This is a genomic window from Nocardioides jejuensis, assembly GCF_004337475.1.
In the GTDB taxonomy this organism is placed as follows: Bacteria; Actinomycetota; Actinomycetes; order Propionibacteriales; family Nocardioidaceae; genus Nocardioides; species Nocardioides jejuensis.
Map to the genome: position 1 here is coordinate 97,603 of NZ_SJZJ01000016.1, position 16,887 is coordinate 114,489.

The window sequence follows — 16,887 nt, forward strand, 5'->3', positions numbered from 1 at the left end:
CAACCTAGGCCATCGGCACGTAGCGACCACGTCGATGCACGAGCGGGTCGGGCTCCTCGCCCAGCACGACGTGCTCGATGCGGCAGGTCACCTGCATCGACCAGCCCACCTCCACGACCGACTCCAGCACGACACCGGCCCAGGTCGTGGCATCGGCGAGGACCGGCCCCCACGCGCTCTCGTCGAACTCCGCTTGCCGGAAGACTCCCCCGGGCGCCGGCGTCGCTCCCGCGAACATCTCGGCCAGCTCGCGGTGCCGCCACCGCAGCAGCTGCACGACGCCGCGCTCCGTGGTCTCGAGCGCGTCGAAGAGGTCGGAGTCCGGGTCCAGCAACCCCACGACGTACGCCGGAGCGCCGGTCGCCACCATCAGGCTCGAGACCGTGAGCCCCGCGCGAGTAGCCCCGCTGCCAGCGGTCCAGAGCGAGACGGTGCCCCCGAGCCGACCGCGGAGGCGCCGGGCGGCGTCCTCCGGCATGGCGAACGGGTGCGTGGAGTGGATCGTCACGACACCACCCTAGGGACGTCGAGCTCCCACTCGGTGCCGTGGACGCCCGTGCTCAGCGTTGCGGTGCCGCCGAGGTCGCGCAGGCGACCGACGATCGACCCGGCGACGCCGATCCGCCCCTGCTCCGCCGCACGCTGCAGGCGCCCGACGGCGATGCCGGGGCCCTCGTCGCGGACGGTGACGACCACGGAGTCCTCGAGGTCCTCCAGCAGCACCCATGCCGTCGCGGACTCACCGACGTGGCGCGCGACGTTGTCCAGGCAGGCGTTGACCGCGCCGAGCAGCTCGTCGACGGCGGACGCCGACAGCAGCACCGCGGTGCCCGGCACAGACACCTCGACGACCGGCGTCGCGCGCGTGGCCAGGGCAGAGATCCCGGCACCGAGATCCGCGACGCCGGAGCCGACGACAGTCGTCTGCGAGCCGGCGTGCAGCATCGCGCGCAGCCGGGACTCCTGCTCCCCCGCCAGCCGACCCAGGTCGACGCCGTCGCCCCCGAGCTCCGGTCCCCGTCGCTGCACGAGCGCGAGCACCTGCAGCACGCCGTCGTGCACGGCCCGCGCGAGGCGGGCGCGCTCCTCGGCGAGCGCTGCTTCGCGCTGCGCCTGGTCGCGTTGCCGGGCGAGATCCTTGAGCGCCGACGCGAGGCGACCGAGCAGCGGCCCGCCGATCAGCAGCAGGAAGACGTTGCCGTAGTTGGACTCGGTGATGTGCGGCCAACGGATGCCGAGGTCCGCGGCGGCGATCGCGACAGCCGCAACCAGTCCCCCACGCGCGCCCCGGTACGCCGCCCACACCAGCACGACGGTCATCACCCAGAAGCCGGGGATCGTCGCACCGAAGTGGTCACCCTTCAGCCAGGGCGTCGCGACGAGCGACCCGACCGCGACGGCCAGGTCAGCGACCAGGAGGCCGGACGTGCGGCGGCGGTCGTCGGCGTACGCCCAAGAGACGAAGCCGCTCCAGCAGACGAGGAGCGTGAGGACGACCACCGCGGCAACCGGGCGCTGGATCGTCTCCCACCGCACCGCGGCGAAGCCGACCATGTTGGCCGTGACGACGAGTCGCAGCCAGAAGAGCACACGCGACATGCCGTCCGCGACGGCATGGTCGGACGTGGGGTCAGGCAGCCGAGCCGCCATCGGTCTCGCCAGCCTCGCGGGCCGCCGCACGGGCAGCCTTCTGCGCCGCCTTGTCGTCGGCGGCGTAGGTGTCCTTGACGTAGACCTGACCGGAGAGCTCCTGGATGCGGTCCATGATCTCGTCGGTGACCTTGCGGAGGACCTCGCGGTCGCCCTGCTGGCCGGCGTACTGCGAGAAGTCGAGCGGCTCGCCGAAGACGATGACCGGGCGGGTCCAGCGACCGAACTTCTTGCCCTGCGGGGCGAGCTTGTCCGTGCCCTTGACGGCGACGGGCACCACGGGGACGCCGGTCTCGATGGCGATGACCGCAACGCCGACCTTGCCCTTGTAGAGGCGGCCGTCGTGCGAGCGCGTGCCCTCGGGGTAGATGCCGAAGATGTGGCCCTCGTTGAGGATCCGCTTCGCGGTGATCAGCGCACCCTCGGCAGCGCTGGCGCCGGAGCGGTCGATCGGGACGTTGCCGGTGTTGGTGAAGAAGAACTTCTTCAGCTTGCCCCGGATCCCGACGCCCTCGAAGTACTCGGCCTTGGCGACGAACCGCACCATGCGCGGCAGCGAGTTCGGCACGAACAGCCAGTCGAAGTACGACAGGTGGTTGCCCGCGAGGAGCACGCCTCCCTCGCGCGGCACGTTGTGCTGGCCGGAGACCTTGGGCAGGAAGAAGAGCTTCAGCCAGGGACCGACCGCGACGTACTTCAGGAACGAGTAGAACGGAAGGGAATCGCGCACATGCGAAGCCTAGGGCATCCGCGACGTGCAGCAGAGGGCTCCCGCCGGGCAGGCCCGTAGGGCAGGATCATCGGCATGGTCATCCAGTCCCACCCGCTTGCCTGGTCGGCTCCGGCGAACCCCGAGCTCACCGGCGGCCGACGCATCGGCGTCCTGCTCAGCCATGGCTTCACCGGATCACCGGTCTCGATGCGCCCCTGGGCGGACTTCCTCCACGAGCACGGGTACGCCGTCGAGGTCCCCTGCCTGCCCGGACACGGCACCACGTGGCAGGAGATGAACGCGACCACCTGGGCTGACTGGTACGCCGAGCTGACGGCGGCGTTCGCGCGGCTGCGCACCACGTGCGACCAGGTCTTCGTCTTCGGCCTGTCGATGGGCGGTGGCCTCGCCCTGAACCTCGCGGCCGACCGTCCGGGCGACGTCGCCGGCCTCGTGCTGGTCAACCCGGCCGTCAACTCCTCCGACGCGCGGCTGAAGGCACTTCCGGTGCTCAAGCGCGTGGCGAAGGGCTTCCCCGGCATCGGCAACGACATCAAGAAGCCGGGCGTCGACGAGCACGGCTACGCCAAGGTGCCGCTGCGCGCGCTCTCCTCGATGCTGGCCGGCTGGGCCGTGCTCCGTCCCCGTCTCGGCGACGTCAAGGCGCCGCTGCTGCTCTTCCGCTCCTCCGTCGACCACGTCGTCGACCCGAGCTCGGGGCGGATCATCCTCGGCTCCGTCGGGTCGGGCGACGTGCGCGAGGAGATCCTGACCAACAGCTTCCACGTGGCCACGCTGGACAACGATGCGCCGTACCTCTTCGCGGAGTCGTTGGCGTTCCTGCGTAGGCTTTCGGTGTGACCCAGGGAGACGAGGACAAGCTCTGGGCGGACATCGTCGCCCGCTACGACGAGGCGCCGGCGGCCGCTGAGGTGCCCGAGGCCGAGACCGTCACTCCTGCACCCGAGGCGGTCTTCGAGCCACTCCCGCTGATCGAGCCCGCCGAGACCTGGAACCCCGTCCCGTTCACGCCCGACGCGGAGGAGGGCTTCGTGCCTCCGGTGCCGCCGAAGGTGCAGCTCCCGGAGCCTCCGCGGCTCATCGCGTGGTGCGGCGTGATCGGAGCCCCCGCGGTCTTCCTGCTCTTCCTGATCCTCGGCATCACGCTGCCGTCGTGGGCGAGCACGCTGCTGATCATCTCGTTCCTGGGCGGGTTCGTCTTCCTCGTGGCGACGATGCGCAACGAGCCCCGCGACCCCTACGACGACGGAGCCCGCGTCTAGCTGTCCTCGTCCGGGGACTCCCCCAGGACCGCGTCACGGACCAGGGCGGCGGCGCCGATCAGCCCGGCTGCGTTGCCGAGCCGCGCCGGCACGACCGCCGGGACTTCCCGGTGCCCCGCCCCCACGAGGGACCGCTCGAGCGCCACCCGGGCCGGCTCGAGCAGCCGGTCACCGGCTTCGGACACGCCCCCGCCGACGACCACGACCTCCGGGTCGAACGCCGCGACCAGGTTGGCCAGGCCCACACCGAGCCACTCCCCGACCTCCGCGAACGCCGACCGCGCGAGCAGGTCGCCTGCCCCGGCCGCGTCGGACACCATCGGGCCGGTGAGCATCTCGGCGTTGCCGCCACACATCTCCTCGAGCATCGACGGGCGGCTGCCCAGACCGGCGCGCGCGACGCGCTCGAGGGCCCGGCCGGAGCAGTACTGCTCCCAGCAGCCACGCGATCCGCACTCGCAGGCGATCCCGCCCGGCACGACCTGCATGTGGCCGAACTCCCCCGCCATGCCGTTGTGGCCGCGGTAGAGACGGCCGCCGATGACGATGCCGCCGCCGAGGCCGGTGCCGAGGTTGACCATGACCACGTGGCCGTAGCCGCGGGCGGCGCCCAGCACCAGCTCGCCGTACGTCGCGGCGGTGGCGTCGTTCTCCAGGCGGACCGGCGCGCCCCAGCGTGCGGCCAGCCGCGACCGGACCGGCTCGTCGAGCCACGGCAGGTGCGGGGCGAAGCGAACCCGTTCGCCCGCCGCGTCGACGAAGCCCGCCGCCGCCACACCGACTCCGGCGAGCGGGCGCCCGTCCGCCGCCTCGAGCACGGCCTCGGTCAGGGCGTCCTCCACCATGGCTGCGTCGACCCGTCGCCCGGGCGTCGTACGCCGGGCAGTTGCGGTGATCCTGCCCGCCCCGTCGACCACGCCTGCCAGCACCTTCGTGCCACCGACATCGACGCCCACCCAGACCGGTTCGCTCACGCGCACAGTCTGCCGTGTCGGCCAACCGGTCAGATTCCCGTGCACAAGCGGACCAGACCAGTGTCGACCGGCCCCGCTCACCGCCGATCCGCTCCTACCGTCGAAGCATGGCCGGTCGGGATGAGTCGGGAGCCGCCGCAGTCGAGTTCGCGCTCGTGCTGCCGCTGCTGCTCACCATCGTGTTCGCGATCATCGACTTCGGCATCGTCTTCGGGCAGACGCTGGCCCTCAACAACGCGGCACGCGAGGCGGCCCGGCAGGGCGCGGTACCAGGTCTGACCTGCGCGCAGGTGAAGGACACCGGCCGCGCATCCGCCACGTCGATCGGCATGAGCGGCGCGTCAGTGACGCCTACCGTGACCCCCTGCCCGGCGGGCGGCGTCTGTGCCGGATCGACTCCCGGGCAGGCCGTGACCGTGGGCCTGACCTACACCCACGAGTGGCCGGTGCCGTTCTTCCTGCCGGGCGTGCCCTCGACGTACACGATCTCGGGGCACGGCGAGTTCCGCTGCGAGTACTCATGACCCGGCGGCGTGACGAGGGTGGCGCCATCGCGGTCATGACGGCGCTGCTGAGCGTGGCGCTGCTGACGATCGGCGCCTTCAGCGTCGACCTGGGCGTCGCGTACACCTCGCGGATGGCGCTCCAGACAGCAGCGGACGCCGGTGCACTCGCCGCCGCCGCGACGTACGCCGACGGGGCCGGGCGCACCTGTGCCGACCTCCGTGCAGCCGTGCCGGAGGCGACGGCCCGCGCAGCCGCCGATCGCTACCTCGCGGCGAACCGGTCGAGCCTGACGACCTCCGCCACCGGAACACTGAGCGTGACCTGCACCGGCGGAGCCCTCCGGGTGAGCTACACCGTCCGGGGCGACACCCCGACGTACCTCGGACGTCTGGCCGGTGCCGGCGACGCTCTCACGGCAGCCGTGCGCGCCGGCGCTGCCGTCGAGGTGTCACCGGGCGGCAACGGCCTGCGTCCCCTGGCGATCTGCGGAGCCGACATCCCGGCGGACGCCACCCCGGGATCGGTCTGGCGCGCGTACGTGCCGGGCATCGGGCTGGCTCCCCCGTCGACCTGTCCGTTGCCGCCGACCCCCGGCGACTGGTGGACGCTCGACTGCCCCGGCGAGAGCGACGACGACGGCGGCAACGGCCAGGCGCAGCTCGCCACGCAGATCCGCAACGGCTGCTCGCTGCCGATCACGGCGGTGAGCGGGCAGGGCGGGCTCGCCGGCACCGCGCTCGGCAACCTGCTCCGTTCGGCGTGCCCGACGGCATCGACGGCTCCGCCGTATTCGTGCCTGTCGGGCGACCCGGGCCAGCCGGATGCGGGTCAGGTCAGGGACGCGTGGGCCGCGCTCATCGACTCCGGCAGGACGATCGGGCTGCCCGTCTTCTGCGGGCCCGCGACGTGTGGGCCCACGTTCACCGGCACCGGCACGCACGCGGTCTTCCCCGTCCAGCGGGTCGTGGTCGTCACCGTGTGCGGCTACCACTTCGGCAAGCAGCTCAAGAAGCGCTACAGCAGCGGCATCGGTGTGTGCACCCCGGCCAGCGCGGCCGCCTCGGCGCTGATGGCCGACGAGACGGACACCAGCTACCTGCTGCTCGTCGCCCGCACGCTCTTCGCCTCGGGAAGCACCCAGGAGACCGGGTGCGCGCTCGGCGACACCACCTGCGACGGGGGCCTGCGGCGGGTGCGCCTGGTCGAGTGAGTCCGGATCAGCCGAACGGGCCGTCGAAGGGACCGAAGTCGTCCTCGAGGTCGATCTTCTCGACCGGATCGCGGCGGGCGTGCTGGCCACCGCTGGCCTTCGCCTCCTCCGGGACAGCGGCCTGCAGGACCGCCGATGCGGCCTGGGCGATGCTCGCGGCGGCGATCGCGAGGTGCGTGCGCACCTCCGGGCTGCTCTCGCGCACGATGTGGACGACGCGGCACAGCGGGCAGTACTTGCAGTCCTCGCCACCGGTCGCGAAGTGGGCGTTGGCCTCCTGGAAGACCCCACCGAGACCGGCGCCCAGGCCGGCGCCGGCGTCCGCGCCGTGCTCCTTGGCCCAGCCGGAGAGCGCACCGAGCAGCTTGGCGGTCTCCTCCGCCACGGACCCGACCTCGGGCCCGCCCGGGGCCCCGGTCTCGCCAGTCTGCTCTGTCATGACTGCCTCTCCTCGAATCGAACCTGCAGCGCTCCATGGTCGACCCTCGCGCCCGTCACGTCCAACCGGGTGAGCCCGGCGGGCAGCGTGAAGAGGCGGCGGTAGGACCCGACGGTGAGCACCAGCTCGTCTCCGTGGCGCACCAGGTCGACGTCGCCGCGCTCCACGAACGGCAGCGCCAGGCGCAGCACCGCCCCCGTTTCGGTACGGGCGACCTGCAGCGGCCCCGGCCCGGTCGGTACGCCGAGCGGGTCGCTGTCGGCGTACAGGGCACGGGCGAAGGCAGCCAGCGCCTCGACGCCGACCGGCTCGGCGGCGTGGTACTCCGAGCGCCACAGCGGGAGCCCCTCGAACGACTGCTCCGTCTCGGCCAGCACCTTCGTCTGGGCAGCGACCCAGCCGGCGCGCCAGCTGTCGCCGCCACCGGCAGCCTCATCCGGGCCGATCGCCGGGAAGATCCGGTTGGCGACCACACCGTCGACGCGGTAGCCGAAGAGCGAGAGCGTCGTGAAGGAGCGGCGCGCCTCGGCCAGGACCACGGTCTCGGGGGTCATCACGATCCGGACGCTTGCCTCGGGGCCGGACAGGATCTGGCGCACCTCGTCGAGCTCGGCGTGCAGCCGCTCCATCGCGTCGAACGTGTTGTCCTCCGGCAGCGGTACGCCGACGGCCTTGGTGAGCAGCGGTCGGAACGCCTTGATCGCCTTGCGACCCACCGGGAAGACGCGCTCCATGTACCAGGCGAGCGCCTCCGGGAGCGCGAGCAGCCGGAGCGTCTCGGCGGTCGGGGCGCAGTCGACGACGACCGTCTCCCAGTCGCCCGAGAGGACGTGGCGCCGGAGCTGGAGCAGTGCCAGCACCTCCTCCGCGCCGGGGATGACGGTGAGCTCCTCGGCCGCGACCGGGTCGACACCAGCCGCGTCGAGGACCGAGAGCAGGTAGCGCTGGATGTCGGCCCAGGACTCCTCGAAGAGACGCTGGGCGTCGACCTGCTCGACGTACAGGTTGTCAGCGACGAGCGTCGGGGTCGGCCCGATCGAGGTGCCGAACGCGTCGGCCAGCGAGTGGGCGGCGTCAGTGGAGAGGATCAGCGTCCGGCGGCCCGAGGCGGCCGACGCGACCGCGGTGGCCGAGGCCGTCGTGGACTTGCCCACGCCGCCCTTGCCGGTGAACAGCAGGATGCGCACTGCTCCAGGACCCCGTGTCAGAGCGACTCGACGCGCTTCTTGAGCCCCTTGAGCGCGGTGTCGATGAGGATCTTCTCGCCCTTGCGCTTGATCATGCCGATCATCGGGATCGCGAGCTCGGCCGACAGGCTGTAGGTCACCTCGGTGCCCTCGTCGACCGGCTTCAGTACGTAGGAGCCGTCGAGGCGGTGCAGCATCCGGCCCTCGGCGAGGGTCCAGGAGACGTCGAGGTCGTGCCAGGTGTAGGTGAGCGTGTAGGCGTCGCGGATCGGCGGCACGTCGAGCTCGAAGTGCACCGTCTCGGCACGCTGACCCGGCTCACCGGAGACCACGTCGGCGCTCATGACGCCCTTGGCCCAGACGGGGTACGCCGCGAAGTCGGCGATGACGGCCATGACCTCGCCCGGCGACGCGTCGACGACGATCGACGACGTGGTCTGTTCGGCCATCAGGAATCCTCCGTGGGGCAGGCGGGTCCGGCAACCGTACCGGATACCCGCGGTGCGCCCGACGCCGGTAACGTGCCGCCCGTGCGCGAGTTCTCGACTCCCCCGACGTCTGCGCTTCCCCAGGCGAGCGACCTCGGCAACCTGACCGATGACGTCGTCAGCAACGCCACCGCGCACCCTGCGGCGGCGGTGCTCGCGCGCCGCGACGCGTCCGGCGCCTGGAGCGACGTCACCGCTGCGGCGTTCCACGCCGAGGTGTCGGCAGTCGCGAAGGGTCTGATCGCCGCGGGCGCCCAGCCCGGTGACCGCATCGTGATCCTCTCGCGCACGCGCTGGGAGTGGACCGTCCTCGACTACGCCATCTGGTACGCCGGCGGGGTCAGCGTGCCGGTCTACGAGACCTCGTCCGTCGAGCAGCTCGGCTGGATCCTCGAGGATGCGGGCGCGACGATCGTCGTCGTCGAGACCACTGCTCACGCCGAGCGCGTCGCCGCCACGGGCGCGACCGCCACCACGTTCACCATCGAGGACGGCGCGCTCGCCTCGCTCGCCGCCTCCGGTGCCTCGGTGCCGGACGCCGACCTCGAGGCGCGGCGTACGCAGGCGCGGCCGGGCGACCTGGCCACGCTCGTCTACACGTCGGGCACCACCGGCCGACCCAAGGGCTGCATGCTCACGCACGGGTCGCTGATGAGCGAGATCACCCTCGCGACCAACGAGCTGCCGGAGATCTTCACCGAGGACGCCGGCGCCACCCTGCTCTTCCTCCCCCTGGCCCACGTCTTCGCCCGCGTCGTGCAGCTCGGCTGCATGCGGGCGCGGGTAAAGCTGGCGCACTCCTCCGACATCCGCCACCTCTCGGCGTACCTCGGCGAGCTGGAGCCGTCGTTCGTCTTCGGCGTGCCGCGGGTCTTCGAGAAGCTCTTCAACGCCGCCTCGCAGGAGGCAGCGGCCGACGGCAAGGGCCGGATCTTCGACCGCGCCGTCGAGACCGCCATCGCCTGGTCGCGCGCCCAGGACGCCAACGGCCGGGTGCCGCTGCGCCTGCGCACCGAGCACGCGCTCTTCAACCGCCTGGTCTACGGCCGGATCCACGCCCGCCTCGGCGGGCACTGCACCTGGGCGTTCTCGGCCGGCGCTCCGCTCGGTGAGCGACTGGGGCACTTCTACCGGGGCATCGGCATCCCGGTCCTCGAGGCCTATGGCCTGACCGAGACGTCCGGCGCCCTGACCGTCAACTCGACCTCCGCGCAGAAGGTCGGCTCCGTCGGTCGTCCCCTCCCCGGCACCGCGGTGCGGGTGGCCGACGACGGCGAGCTGCTCTTCCGCGGACCGCAGGTCTTCAGCGGCTACTGGCAGAACGCTGCCGCCACCGCGGAGGCCCTCGATCCGGCCAGCGAGGGCGGCTGGTTCCACACCGGCGACGTCGGCGAGGTCGACGACGAGGGCTTCGTCCGGATCACCGGCCGGAAGAAGGAGCTGCTGGTCACCGCTGGCGGCAAGAACGTCGCGCCCGCGGTCCTCGAGGACCGCCTGCGCTCGCACCCGATCGTCAGCCAGTGCATGGTCGTCGGCGACGGCGAGCCGTTCATCGGTGCGCTTGTCACGATCGACCCCGACACCTTCGAACAGTGGGCCGAGGCCGCCGGCAAGTCCGGCAGCGTCGCCTCCCTCGTCGATGACGGCGACCTCCGCGCCGAGGTCCAGCGCGCGGTCGACGCCACCAACAGTGCCGTGAGCCAGGCCGAGGCGATCCGCAAGTTCACGATCCTCCCCGAGGACTGGACCGAGGAGGGCGGCCAGCTGACGCCGTCCCTGAAGCTCAAGCGCGCGGTCGTGATGCGGGAGTTCCGCCGCGACGTCGCCGCCCTGTACGGCCGCTGACCCCAGCCCCGGCGGCTGACGTCGTACCTACGGCTAGCCACCCGGAGACCGCCCCGGACTACCCGACTGGGGAGACCGGTCTAGTCCAAATGGGTCATATGTCGGTCGGATGGTCACTGATCCTCTCCAGATGAGGCATTGTGATCCACGCAACTCGGGAGGGAGTTGCTGACGGGACGGTTCTGGGAGGGAAACCGAGTCGTCCGGTCATGGTCACCTATTTTCATTTGAGGGTGTCATGGACCGTAGGAAGATCCTGCTTGTCCTGGCAGCGGTGATTGCCGCGCTGGGAACCATGCTCGTCTGGCTCTACGTACGCGGCGCTGACGGCCGCGCGCAGGCGCAGTACGAGTCCGTCAACGTGCTGGTCGCGACGCAGGACATCGCGCCGGGCGAGACGTTCAAAGCCGCTTCGCAGGCCGGCAAGTTCGAGAAGAAGGCGATCCCCGCCAACGTCGTGCTCTCCGGAGCCCAGACGGACCTGTCGGGGCTCGACGGCGAGGTCGCACTGACGACCATGTACGCCGGCGAGCAGATCGTCTCCGCCAAGTGGGGCGGCAGCAGTGACGTCGACGTCACCTCGAAGGTGATCGCGATCCCCAAGGGCAAGATGGCGGTGACGGTGAACCTCACCGACCCGCAGCGTCTCGCTGGCTTCGTGCAGCCGGGCTCGCAGGTCGCCGTCCTCGTCGCGGTCGACGACCAGAAGGCCGACACGTTCTACGCGAACACGCTGCTGCAGAAGGTCACCGTGCTCGGCGTCGGCGACACCTCGACGGTGACCTCGACGAAGACCAACAAGTCGGGCGACTCCACCACGGACACCGTGCCGCAGACGCTGGTCACCCTGGCGGTCACCCAGCACCAGGCCGAGCAGCTCATGTGGGGCACCAACTTCGGCACGCTGTCCCTGGCGCTGGTCACCGGCACCACCGATCTCTCGACGACCCCCCGGGTCACCGAGAAGAACCTCGCGAACTGAGGCCGTCATGCCCGTCATCGTCGAGACTGACGCGGGCACCGTCGAGGCACTGGCCCGGGCACTTCCGCCCGGCACCCACGCCGTCGACGGCACCGTCCCGCTGAACGCCTGGCTCCTGCACCGCACCGACGAGTACGTCGTCGTGCTCGGGCCCGGCCTGGACCTCACCGAGGCCATCGCCACCTGCGAGAGCCTGCGGCTGACGCGTCCCACGACCAGCGTCGTGCTGGTCCGCCACGAGGTCGACACCGACGTCCTCTACCGCGCCATGCAGGCCGGCTGCCGCGACGTCGTACGGACCGCGGACACCGACGGCATCCGCGCCGCCGCCGCGCGCGCCCACCAGCTCTGGGAGGCGTTCAGCGGCCAGAGCGCCAATGGCCCGCACGGCTCGCTGATCACCGTCTTCGCCCCCAAGGGCGGGGTCGGCAAGACCACGACGTCGGTCAACCTCGCCCTGGCACTCGCCGACGGCGGTGCGCGCAAGGTCTGCCTGGTCGACCTCGACCTCGCCTTCGGCGACGTCGCGATCACGATGCAGCTCTTCCCGACGCACACCATCGAGGAGGCCATCGGCTCCGAGGACGGCATCGACCCCGCGCTGGTCGCGTCGCTGCTCACGCGCCACGAGGAGTCCCTCATGGTGCTCGCCGCGCCGAACCTCCCCGACGGCCGCGACCGGGTGACCGCCCGGCTGGTCTCACGGATGCTCCGCACGCTGCGCCAGCAGTTCGACTACGTCGTCGTCGACACGGCGCCGAACTTCGACGAGCAGACGCTGCAGGCGCTCGACGAGACCGACGAGTGCATCGTCATCGCGACGCTCGACGTGCCGACGCTGAAGAACGTGAAGGTGGCGCTCGAGACGCTCGACCTGCTCAACATCGCGCAGGGTCACCGGCACCTCGTCCTCAACCGCGCGGACGACGCGGTCGGCCTCGACAACGACAAGGTCGAGGCGATCCTCGGCCTCGCCGTCACCACGCCGATCCCGTCGTCGACCGACATCGCCGCCGCCACGAACGCCGGCAAGCCGATCGTGCTCTCCAGCCCCGACCACGCCGCGAGCCGGGCGTTCCGCCAGCTCGCCAGCCAGATGGCGCTCGCCGCCGGCGACTCCGACCACCCGGTCGTCAGCGACGGTGCCGAGGACCAGGGTCGGGTCCGCAAGCTGCGACTGCGGAGGGCCGGCGCATGAGCCTCGCTGATCGCCTGAAGGCCGCCCAGGACGCCGCTGCCGCCGAGGCTGCCGCTGCTGAGGCCGCCGCTGCCCCGGAGCCGGCCCAGCCCGAGCTGCCGACCTCGCCCGCGCAGCCCACCGACACGCTCGACGCTGCCGGTGCTGCTGACGTGGCTCCGGTTGCTCCCGCGGCACCCGTTGCTCCTGCCGCTCCCCCGGCTCCCGCGGCGCCGTCGCACCGCCGTACCCCCGACGAGGTCGCGGCTGTGCCGGAGGTCTCCAGCCTGGCGACCCGCCGGGCCGCGGTGGGCGCTGCCGACAAGTACGCCGAGCTCAAGGCCGCCGTGCACGCCGAGATGCTCAAGCAGCTCGGTCCGCAGCTCTACGAGGCGGACGTGAGCGTCGAGGAGCTCGGCCCGAAGGTGCGGGCCACGCTCAAGGAGGTCCTCGCTGCGCAGGACCGACCGCTGTCGACCGCGGACCGCGCCCAGGTGACCAAGGAGATCACCGACGACATCCTCGGCTACGGCCCGATCGAGGCGCTGCTCTCCGACCCGGACGTCACCGAGGTCATGGTCAACGGTCCGACGATGGTCTTCGTCGAGCGGGCCGGCAAGCTGACTCGCAGCGAGGTCCAGTTCGACGACGACGCGCACCTGCGCCGGATTATCGACAAGATCGTGTCCCGTATCGGCCGCCGCGTGGACGAGTCCTCCCCCATGGTGGACGCCCGTCTCCCCGACGGCTCGCGTGTCAACGCCGTGATCCCGCCGCTCGCGATCGACGGCTCGGCGCTCACCATCCGCAAGTTCGCCACCGACCCGTTCACGGTCCAGGACCTGATCGACTTCGGATCGCTCTCGCAGCGCACGGCGGACTTCCTCGAGGCCTGCGTCCGCGGCAAGCTCAACATCATCGTGTCCGGCTCGACCGGTGCCGGGAAGACGACGACGCTGAACGTCCTGTCCAGCTTCATCCCGAACGACGAGCGCATCGTCACCATCGAGGACGCCGCGGAGCTCCAGCTCAAGCAGGAGCACGTCGTACGCCTCGAGTCGCGGCCGCCGAACATCGAGGGCAAGGGCGCGATCACCATCCGCGACCTGGTCAAGAACAGCCTCCGCATGCGTCCCGACCGGATCGTCGTCGGCGAGGTCCGCGACGCCTCGGCGCTCGACATGCTGCAGGCGATGAACACCGGTCACGACGGCTCGATCACGACCCTGCACTCCAACGGCCCGCGCGACACGCTCGCCCGCATGGAGACGCTGGTGCTGATGGCCGGCATGGACCTGCCCATCCGCGCCATCCGCGAGCAGGTCGCCTCCGCGGTCGACGTGATCGTCCACCAGGCCCGCCTGCGCGACGGCTCCCGCCGGATCACGCACGTGACCGAGGTGGAGCGCATGGAGGGTGACGTGATCACGCTCCAGGACATCTTCGTCTACGACCACTCCCGTGGCTTCGACGCCGACGGCAAGAGCCTGGGCGGTCTCCGCTCGACGGGCCTGCGTCCGAAGTTCCTGGAGAAGATGGAGCACTCCAACGTGCGGGTCGACCCGCTCGTGTTCGCCCGGGACGGTGTCGCGTGAAGCGCGTCGTCCTGGCGGCACTGGCCTGCTGCGCCGTGCTGTCCCCCACCCAGGCCCGGGCCGCCGACGCTCCGGCGACGATCAGCCACGTCGAGGCCCACGACGGCACGGTCGACCTGCTGGTCTCCGTGCCCGCCGGCGCCCGCGTGGACCTCGGCTCGGTCGGGGTGACCGTCGGCGGCAAGGCTGCCGACGCCACCGCCAGCCTCGCCGGCTCCTCGTCCGCGGCGACCATCCGGCGTACGACGGTGCTCGCGATGGACACCAGCGAGTCGATGAAGGGCCCGCGGTTCGCTGCAGCCCGCGCCGCAGCGAAGAGCTACCTCGCCTCCGTCCCGGCGGACGTCGAGGTCGGCATCGTCACCTTCGACGGAGCCGTCCACACGGTCCTCACGCCCACCACCGACCGCGCCGCCGCCGGCACGGTCGTCGACGGCCTCCGGCTCGCCCACGGCACGGTCCTCTACGACGGCATCAAGGCAGCCGTGAAGGAGCTCGGCACCGAGGGCCAGCGCACCGTGCTGCTGCTCTCCGACGGCAAGAACACCAACGCCACCCCGCTCTCCTCGGTCACGTCCGCGGTCACGGCGGCCAAGGTGTCCCTGGACGCGGTCGCGCTCGACCAGTCGGCCAGCGACCTGGCCGCGCTCCGCTCCCTCGCCGCCGCCGGCAAGGGCCAGCTGATCCCCGCCGACGCGGCCGCGCTCACCAAGGCGTTCACCGACGAGGCCGCGGTTCTGGCACGCCAGGTCCTCGTGTCCGCACACGTACCGGCGTCGGTCACCACGACCGAGGCGGACGTCGCGGTGACGCTGCCGATCACTGGCGGCACGACCCTCCACGCGACCACGTACGCCGTGGTCCGCGACGGCGGCATCGCGCCGGCGAAGACGGCGTACGCCCTGAAGGAGGCGGCGCACTCGCTGCAGCTGCCGTCCGGTGCGCTGTACGGCGGCCTGGCGGCGTTCGGTCTCGGCCTCGCCGTCCTGCTCACCGGCGTCCTGTCGATGAGCGGCGGCACCGGCGGGATGCGCAGCGTGGAGCAGCGGATCGCGGCGTACGGTCCGGGCGCGGTCATGCACAAGGTGCAGGACGCCCGCCGGGCCGACTCGGCGCTCAACCTGCACCAGGCCAAGGAGGCTGCGGCCTCCATGCTGCACCGCAACAAGGGCCTCGAGGCGCGCATCGAGCAGCGGCTCGAGGCCGGCGGGTCCGCGCTGAAGCCGGCCGAGTGGCTGCTGCTGCACGGCACCATCGCCATCCTGGCCGGGGCCGTCGGCCTCGTGCTGGGCGGCGGCAGCGTCGTCCTGCTCCTGGTGGGCCTCGGAGCCGGCGTCGCCGTGCCGTGGTGGTGGCTCGGCCACAAGCAGCGGCGGCGCGTGGCGGCGTTCAACTCGGGCCTCGCGGACACCCTGCAGCTCATCGCGGGCAGCCTCTCGGCGGGCATGTCGCTGGCCCAGGCCATCGACGCCGTCGTCAACGAGGGCAACGAGCCGATCGCCGGCGAGTTCAAGCGGGTCCTCATCGAGAGCCGCCTCGGCGTCCCGCTGGAGACCGCGCTCGAGGGCATCGCCCAGCGCATCGAGAGCGTCGACTTCGCGTGGGTGGTCATGGCGATCCGGATCCAGCGCGAGGTCGGCGGCAACCTGGCCGAGCTGCTCACGACGGTCGCCGAGACCCTGCGCGAGCGCGACTACCTGCGCCGTCAGGTGAAGACGCTGTCCGCGGAGGGCCGGCTCTCGGCGTACATCCTGATCGGCCTGCCGATCCTGATGTTCCTCTTCATGTTCACGGCCCGGCGTTCCTACATCGAGCCGCTCTACACGACCGGATTCGGCTACCTGATGCTCGGAGCCTTCGGCGTACTGCTGACCATCGGCTGGACCATGATGTCCCGCATCGTGAAGGTGGAGGTCTGAGATGGTGCTCCTTCTCGGCGCCGTGATGATCTTCGGCGCACTGTTCCTCGTCTTCGCGGCCGCGGGCGGCCTGACCGCCGAGCGCACCGGCGTCTCGCGGTCGCTCGCGGTCCTGCAGGCGATGACCGAGGCACCCGACGAGCTGAAGGGCGAGCTGGACCGCCCCTTCGGCGAGCGTGTCCTCGAGCCGCTGTACGCGCGCCTGCAGAAGATCGGCCAGCGGGTCACCGGGGCTGACCAGGTCGAGCGGATCCGCCAGCGCCTCGACAAGGCGGGCAACCCGGCCGGGTGGTCCGTCGAGCGCGTCGCGACCAGCAAGGTGCTGGGCGTCATCGCCGGACTCGTCTTCGGTGCCCTGATCGCCCGGATGCTGCACGAGGGCATCGCCATCGGCGCGCTGATCGTCGGCGCGGGCGCGGCGTTCGGGTGGAACGCTCCGGCGATCTTCCTCTACAACGTCGCCCTCAAGCGCGACGAGCTGATGCGCAAGGAGATCGCGGACTCGATCGACCTGCTGACCATCTCCGTCGAGGCCGGTCTCGGTTTCGACGCGGCGCTGCAGCAGGTCGCGCGCAACACCGAGGGCCCGCTCGCCATGGAGTTCGCCCGCGTGCTGCAGGAGATGCAGATCGGCCGCGGTCGCAGCGAGGCGCTGCGCGCGCTCGGCGAGCGCACCGGCATCCCGGAGATCAAGGGCTTCGTGAGCGCCATGGTCCAGGCCGACTCGTTCGGCATCCCGATCGGTCAGGTCCTCCGCGTGCAGTCGCGCGAGATGCGGACCAAGCGTCGCCAGCGCGCTGAGGAGAAGGCAGCCCAGGTCCCGGTCAAGATCATGATCCCGGTCGTGCTCTTCGTCCTCCCGTGCCTCTTCATCATCGTGATCGGCCCCGCCGTCCCCCGGATCATCGGGATCTTCTGA

Annotated in this window: 17 protein-coding genes; 10 read left to right on the top strand and 7 right to left on the bottom strand. The window is 71.5% G+C overall.

What is annotated here, in order from left to right:
• Positions 1-4 precede the first annotated feature (4 nt).
• The 3 genes from EPD65_RS10575 to EPD65_RS10585 are packed head-to-tail and all read right to left on the bottom strand — an operon-like array spanning position 5 to position 2,380.
• Positions 5-508, bottom strand: coding sequence for a flavin reductase family protein (locus EPD65_RS10575; protein ID WP_131583908.1), 504 nt, complete (start codon positions 506-508; stop codon positions 5-7).
• On the bottom strand, positions 505-1,650 hold the full coding sequence (gene macS / locus EPD65_RS10580) for a MacS family sensor histidine kinase (protein WP_131583911.1): 1,146 nt from the start codon (positions 1,648-1,650) through the stop codon (positions 505-507). The genes EPD65_RS10575 and macS overlap by 4 nt, the downstream gene beginning before the upstream one ends.
• On the bottom strand, positions 1,631-2,380 hold the full coding sequence (locus tag EPD65_RS10585) for a lysophospholipid acyltransferase family protein (RefSeq protein ID WP_131583914.1): 750 nt from the start codon (positions 2,378-2,380) through the stop codon (positions 1,631-1,633). The genes macS and EPD65_RS10585 overlap by 20 nt, the downstream gene beginning before the upstream one ends.
• 75 nt (positions 2,381-2,455) lie before the next feature.
• Here EPD65_RS10585 and EPD65_RS10590 point away from each other — a divergent pair, with 75 nt between their 5' ends.
• A complete protein-coding gene (locus EPD65_RS10590) occupies positions 2,456-3,223 on the top strand; it encodes an alpha/beta hydrolase (RefSeq protein WP_131583917.1) in 768 nt (255 codons plus the stop codon).
• Positions 3,220-3,645 (top strand): hypothetical protein, encoded by a 426-nt coding sequence (locus tag EPD65_RS10595; RefSeq protein WP_131583921.1) that lies wholly within the window; start codon positions 3,220-3,222, stop codon positions 3,643-3,645. Before EPD65_RS10590 ends, EPD65_RS10595 begins: the two co-directional genes overlap by 4 nt.
• Here EPD65_RS10595 and EPD65_RS10600 read toward each other — a convergent pair.
• Complete coding sequence (locus EPD65_RS10600) at positions 3,642-4,619, bottom strand: ROK family protein (RefSeq protein ID WP_207891507.1); 978 nt, start codon at positions 4,617-4,619, stop codon at positions 3,642-3,644. The two genes, EPD65_RS10595 and EPD65_RS10600, sit on opposite strands and share 4 nt — an antisense overlap.
• A gap of 107 nt (positions 4,620-4,726) precedes the next feature.
• Between EPD65_RS10600 and EPD65_RS10605 the strand changes: the two genes are divergently transcribed.
• Entirely contained in the window at positions 4,727-5,143 is a 417-nt protein-coding gene (locus EPD65_RS10605; RefSeq protein WP_131583924.1) for a TadE/TadG family type IV pilus assembly protein, read from the top strand.
• A complete protein-coding gene (locus EPD65_RS10610; protein ID WP_131583927.1) occupies positions 5,140-6,336 on the top strand; it encodes a pilus assembly protein TadG-related protein in 1,197 nt (398 codons plus the stop codon). The genes EPD65_RS10605 and EPD65_RS10610 overlap by 4 nt, the downstream gene beginning before the upstream one ends.
• Before the next feature lie 7 nt (positions 6,337-6,343).
• Here EPD65_RS10610 and EPD65_RS10615 read toward each other — a convergent pair whose 3' ends face one another.
• The 3 genes from EPD65_RS10615 to EPD65_RS10625 are packed head-to-tail and all read right to left on the bottom strand — an operon-like array spanning position 6,344 to position 8,411.
• Positions 6,344-6,775 carry a hypothetical protein gene (locus tag EPD65_RS10615; RefSeq protein WP_131583929.1) on the bottom strand — a complete coding sequence of 144 codons (432 nt, stop codon included), beginning with the start codon at positions 6,773-6,775 and terminating at the stop codon, positions 6,344-6,346.
• Positions 6,772-7,962 carry an ArsA family ATPase gene (locus EPD65_RS10620; RefSeq protein WP_131583931.1) on the bottom strand — a complete coding sequence of 397 codons (1,191 nt, stop codon included), beginning with the start codon at positions 7,960-7,962 and terminating at the stop codon, positions 6,772-6,774. The genes EPD65_RS10615 and EPD65_RS10620 overlap by 4 nt, the downstream gene beginning before the upstream one ends.
• Before the next feature lie 17 nt (positions 7,963-7,979).
• The gene (locus EPD65_RS10625) at positions 7,980-8,411 is read right to left on the bottom strand and encodes an SRPBCC family protein (RefSeq protein ID WP_131583933.1); all 432 of its coding nucleotides are present in this window, start codon (positions 8,409-8,411) and stop codon (positions 7,980-7,982) included.
• 81 nt (positions 8,412-8,492) lie between these two features.
• On the opposite strand from EPD65_RS10625, the gene EPD65_RS10630 reads away from it, so the two are divergent.
• From EPD65_RS10630 to EPD65_RS10655, 6 genes are all read left to right on the top strand, one after another.
• Positions 8,493-10,295, top strand: coding sequence for an AMP-dependent synthetase/ligase (locus tag EPD65_RS10630; protein WP_131583935.1), 1,803 nt, complete (start codon positions 8,493-8,495; stop codon positions 10,293-10,295).
• Positions 10,296-10,533: 238 nt separating this feature from the next.
• The gene (gene cpaB / locus EPD65_RS10635; protein ID WP_131583937.1) at positions 10,534-11,277 is read left to right on the top strand and encodes a Flp pilus assembly protein CpaB; all 744 of its coding nucleotides are present in this window, start codon (positions 10,534-10,536) and stop codon (positions 11,275-11,277) included.
• Between the two features lie 7 nt (positions 11,278-11,284).
• Positions 11,285-12,475, top strand: a complete 1,191-nt coding sequence (locus tag EPD65_RS10640; protein WP_131583939.1) for a CpaE/TadZ family protein — start codon at positions 11,285-11,287, stop codon at positions 12,473-12,475.
• Positions 12,472-14,049, top strand: a complete 1,578-nt coding sequence (locus EPD65_RS10645; RefSeq protein WP_131583941.1) for a TadA family conjugal transfer-associated ATPase — start codon at positions 12,472-12,474, stop codon at positions 14,047-14,049. The genes EPD65_RS10640 and EPD65_RS10645 overlap by 4 nt, the downstream gene beginning before the upstream one ends.
• Positions 14,046-15,968: a type II secretion system F family protein gene (locus EPD65_RS10650; protein ID WP_131583943.1), complete on the top strand. Its 1,923-nt coding sequence runs from the start codon at positions 14,046-14,048 to the stop codon at positions 15,966-15,968. The genes EPD65_RS10645 and EPD65_RS10650 overlap by 4 nt, the downstream gene beginning before the upstream one ends.
• 1 nt (position 15,969) lies before the next feature.
• Positions 15,970-16,887, top strand: a complete 918-nt coding sequence (locus tag EPD65_RS10655; RefSeq protein ID WP_131583945.1) for a type II secretion system F family protein — start codon at positions 15,970-15,972, stop codon at positions 16,885-16,887.

Coding starts and splice junctions, on each gene's coding strand:
- macS (WP_131583911.1), bottom strand. CDS start 1,650: ATGGCGGCTCGGCTGCCTGACCCCACGTCCGACCATGCCGTCGCGGAC.
- EPD65_RS10590 (WP_131583917.1), top strand. CDS start 2,456: ATGGTCATCCAGTCCCACCCGCTTGCCTGGTCGGCTCCGGCGAACCCC.
- EPD65_RS10605 (WP_131583924.1), top strand. CDS start 4,727: ATGGCCGGTCGGGATGAGTCGGGAGCCGCCGCAGTCGAGTTCGCGCTC.
- EPD65_RS10610 (WP_131583927.1), top strand. CDS start 5,140: ATGACCCGGCGGCGTGACGAGGGTGGCGCCATCGCGGTCATGACGGCG.
- EPD65_RS10615 (WP_131583929.1), bottom strand. CDS start 6,775: ATGACAGAGCAGACTGGCGAGACCGGGGCCCCGGGCGGGCCCGAGGTC.
- EPD65_RS10625 (WP_131583933.1), bottom strand. CDS start 8,411: ATGGCCGAACAGACCACGTCGTCGATCGTCGTCGACGCGTCGCCGGGC.
- cpaB (WP_131583937.1), top strand. CDS start 10,534: ATGGACCGTAGGAAGATCCTGCTTGTCCTGGCAGCGGTGATTGCCGCG.
- EPD65_RS10640 (WP_131583939.1), top strand. CDS start 11,285: ATGCCCGTCATCGTCGAGACTGACGCGGGCACCGTCGAGGCACTGGCC.
- EPD65_RS10645 (WP_131583941.1), top strand. CDS start 12,472: ATGAGCCTCGCTGATCGCCTGAAGGCCGCCCAGGACGCCGCTGCCGCC.
- EPD65_RS10655 (WP_131583945.1), top strand. CDS start 15,970: ATGGTGCTCCTTCTCGGCGCCGTGATGATCTTCGGCGCACTGTTCCTC.